Below are 2,920 nucleotides of genomic sequence, written 5' to 3'. Positions count from 1 at the left end.
TGCCCGTACTGGCTGGAGCCCTGCCCGTCCTGGCTGCCGCCCTGGCCGTACTGGCTGGAGCCCTGCCCGTACTGGCTCGACTGGCCGCTGCCCTGGCCGTACTGGCTCGGCTGGCCGTACTGGCTGCCGCCCTGGCCGTACTGGCCCGGCTGGCCGTACTGGCTGCCGCCCTGGCCGGAGCCGGACTGGTCCTGCTGCCCGTAGGCGGAGCCGTGCGCTCCGTAGGGGCTCTGCTGGCCCGACTGGCCGTACTGGCCCGTCTGTCCGCCGCTGCCCTGGCCGTACTGGCCCGCGCCCGCGGCGGGGTACGGCGCCGTGTACTGCGACGTCGCCTGCTCGCCCGCGCGCGGGAACACGTCGGTCTCGTTCGCGGTGGCTGGCTCGATCACGTCGGTGTGGTCTGCTGCCTGGCGGTCGTCAGCCGCGAGGGAGTCGTTCGGCGCGGACGTGGTGCCCTCGGCGGACGTGGTCTCGTTCGTCTCGTCCGGACGGCGGTCGTCGTCCTGCCCGTGGGGCGTGTTGTCGCTCATGCTGGACGTGCTCCTTTCAAGCACGTGCAGTCTGTCGCACCGACCTGAGCGCCGGTACCGGCCGGGCTGCACGTGACCTATGGCGATCGTATGCGTGCGCTGAGGACGTCCGCCGCGGTCCTGGTCCGGCCCACCGCTAGGTTGGGTGACGTCCGGCACGTTCGACCCGCAGCGGAGGGACCACCATGCGACTCGAGGGACCCTGGCTGCGCGCGGCCGAGGGAGCGATGCTCCTGGGACCGGACGGCGTCCCGGCACCCACCGTCTTCGCCGAGATGAGCGCCCTCGCCGCCGCGACCGGGGCGATCAACCTCGGCCAGGGGTTCCCCGACGAGGACGGCCCGCGGGAGGTCCTCGAGGCCGCCGTGCAGGCCATCCGCGACGGCGCGAACCAGTACCCGCCGGGGCGTGGGATCCCGGACCTCCGTGCGGCGATCGCCGAGCACCAGGCGCGCTGGTACGGCCTCGACGTCGACTCCGACCGCGAGGTCCTGGTCACCGCCGGCGCCACCGAGGCGCTGGCGGCGACGCTCCTCGCCCTGGTCGAACCCGGCGACGAGGTGATCACCTTCGAGCCCTTCTACGACGCCTACGGGGCGCTCGTCCGGCTCGCCGGCGGGACGCACGTCACGGTGCCGCTCACCGCGCCGGACTTCCTGCCCGACGAGACGACGCTCCGCGCGGCCTTCTCGGACCGGACCCGCGTCGTCCTCGTGAACACGCCGCACAACCCCACCGGCCGCGTCCTACCGCCCGAGGTCCTCCGCACCGTGGTCGAGCTCGCCGAGCAGTACGACGCCGTGGTGGTCACCGACGAGGTCTACGAACACCTCACCTTCGCCACGCCGCACGTGCCGATCGCCACCCTCCCGGGAGCGCGCGACCGCACCGTCACGATCTCGAGCGCTGGGAAGACCTTCAGCACGACCGGCTGGAAGATCGGGTGGCTCACCGCTCCCCCGGCGCTCGTCGACGCGATCACCACCGTCAAGCAGTTCCTGACCTTCGTGAACGGTTCGCCGTTCCAGCCCGCGGTCGCCGCCGGGCTCCGACTGCCGACCGAGGTCTTCACCGGCATCGCGGCCACGCTCGCCGCGAAGCACGAACTCCTCGCCGACGGGCTGCGCCGTGCCGGGTTCGACGTCATGCGACCGGACGGCGGGTACTTCGTCATCGCCGACGCCGCGCCCCTCGGCTTCGCGGACGCGCGCGAGTTCTGCCTCGCGCTCCCCGGACGGGTCGGCGTCGTGGGTGTGCCGGTGTCCGCCTTCGTCCGACCAGACCACCAGTCGGGCTACCGATCGCTCGTGCGCTTCGCGTTCTGCAAGCAGCGGCCGGTCCTCGAGGACGCAGCCGCCCGCCTCGCGGCGCTCACGCCGACCGCCTGACCGCCGGACTGGAGGCACGGATCGCCTCCGCCACGCCGGCGGCGTCCGTCAGTCGCGCGGCACGACCTCGTACCGGCGGAGCGCGAGGGACGGGTTCACCGACCGCACCGCCGCGGTGACCTCGGTGTCGATCGTCGCCACGAGCAGCCCCGGGGTCGCGCCGGCAGCGCCGACCGCCACGCCCGCCGGGTCGAGCACGACCGAACCGCCCACGCCGATCGGCGGCGTCTGACCGACGCCGACCACCCACACGGTGTTCTCGATCGCGCGCGCCGTGAGGAGGGTCCGCCAGTGGTGCTCCTTGCCCGGCCCGCGCACCCACTCGGCGGGCAGCACGACCACGTCGGCGGCGCCGTGCTCCGGCGCAGCCAGACGCCGGGTGACCTCGGGGAACCGCAGATCGTAGCACGTCTCGAGCCCGACCCGCACGCCGTCCAGCTCGAAGACCGGGAGCTGCTCCGGGTCACCGGCGTCGATGCGGTCGGACTCCCGCGACCCGAACGCGTCGTAGAGGTGCACCTTCCGGTAGGTCCCGACGAGCGAGCCGTCGGGCCGGACCGCGACGAGCGTGTTCCGGAAGCGTGCGGGGTCGTCGGCCGTCTCGGCGACACCGACCACGAGCGTCAGGCCGGTGTCCACCGCGATCGCCCGGAGTTCGGTGACGAAGGGCCCGTCGAGGGCCTGCGCCGCGGCGACGAACCGGTCGTCGATGTCGGCCGTGAAGTAGGAGCTGTACTCCGGCGTCACGAGCAGCTGTGCCCCGCGCTGCACGGCCTGCTCCGCGAACCGCCGGATCGTCGCGGCGTTCGCCACGGGGTCGTCCACGGGAGCGAACTGCGCGGCCGCGATCGTCAGGATGCCCATGCCGCGAGCGTACCGGCGACGGACTCCGGCGCGACCACGGCCCGGCAGCGAGGACGGCCCGGGAACGACGAAGGCCCCGGTCCGAGTGGACCGGGGCCTTCGTGTGACGCTTGGTTGCGGGGGCAGGATTTGAACCTA

Annotated in this window: 2 protein-coding genes and 1 pseudogene; 1 reads left to right on the top strand and 2 read right to left on the bottom strand. The window is 73.4% G+C overall.

What is annotated here, in order from left to right; translation table 11 throughout:
* Positions 1-530 (bottom strand): annotated as a pseudogene (locus I59_RS21360) (hypothetical protein); the annotation flags it as partial.
* Between the two features lie 185 nt (positions 531-715).
* Between I59_RS21360 and I59_RS07555 the strand changes: the two are divergent.
* A complete protein-coding gene (locus I59_RS07555) occupies positions 716-1,918 on the top strand; it encodes an aminotransferase class I/II-fold pyridoxal phosphate-dependent enzyme (RefSeq protein WP_022903338.1) in 1,203 nt (400 codons plus the stop codon).
* 48 nt (positions 1,919-1,966) lie between these two features.
* On the opposite strand, the gene I59_RS07550 is transcribed toward I59_RS07555, so the two are convergent.
* Positions 1,967-2,782 (bottom strand): carbon-nitrogen hydrolase family protein, encoded by an 816-nt coding sequence (locus I59_RS07550; protein ID WP_031273291.1) that lies wholly within the window; start codon positions 2,780-2,782, stop codon positions 1,967-1,969.
* Positions 2,783-2,920: the final 138 nt, after the last annotated feature.

This window comes from Curtobacterium sp. B8, assembly GCF_000333315.1.
Classification (GTDB): Bacteria; Actinomycetota; Actinomycetes; order Actinomycetales; family Microbacteriaceae; genus Curtobacterium; species Curtobacterium luteum.
The sequence above is the reverse complement of the archived record's forward strand: the minus strand, read 5'-3'. Positions and strand labels throughout refer to the sequence as shown.

Bases quoted from the DNA above. Each gene is read 5' to 3' on its own strand.
- I59_RS07550 (WP_031273291.1), bottom strand. From the start codon at position 2,782: ATGGGCATCCTGACGATCGCGGCCGCGCAGTTCGCTCCCGTGGACGAC.
- I59_RS07555 (WP_022903338.1), top strand. From the start codon at position 716: ATGCGACTCGAGGGACCCTGGCTGCGCGCGGCCGAGGGAGCGATGCTC.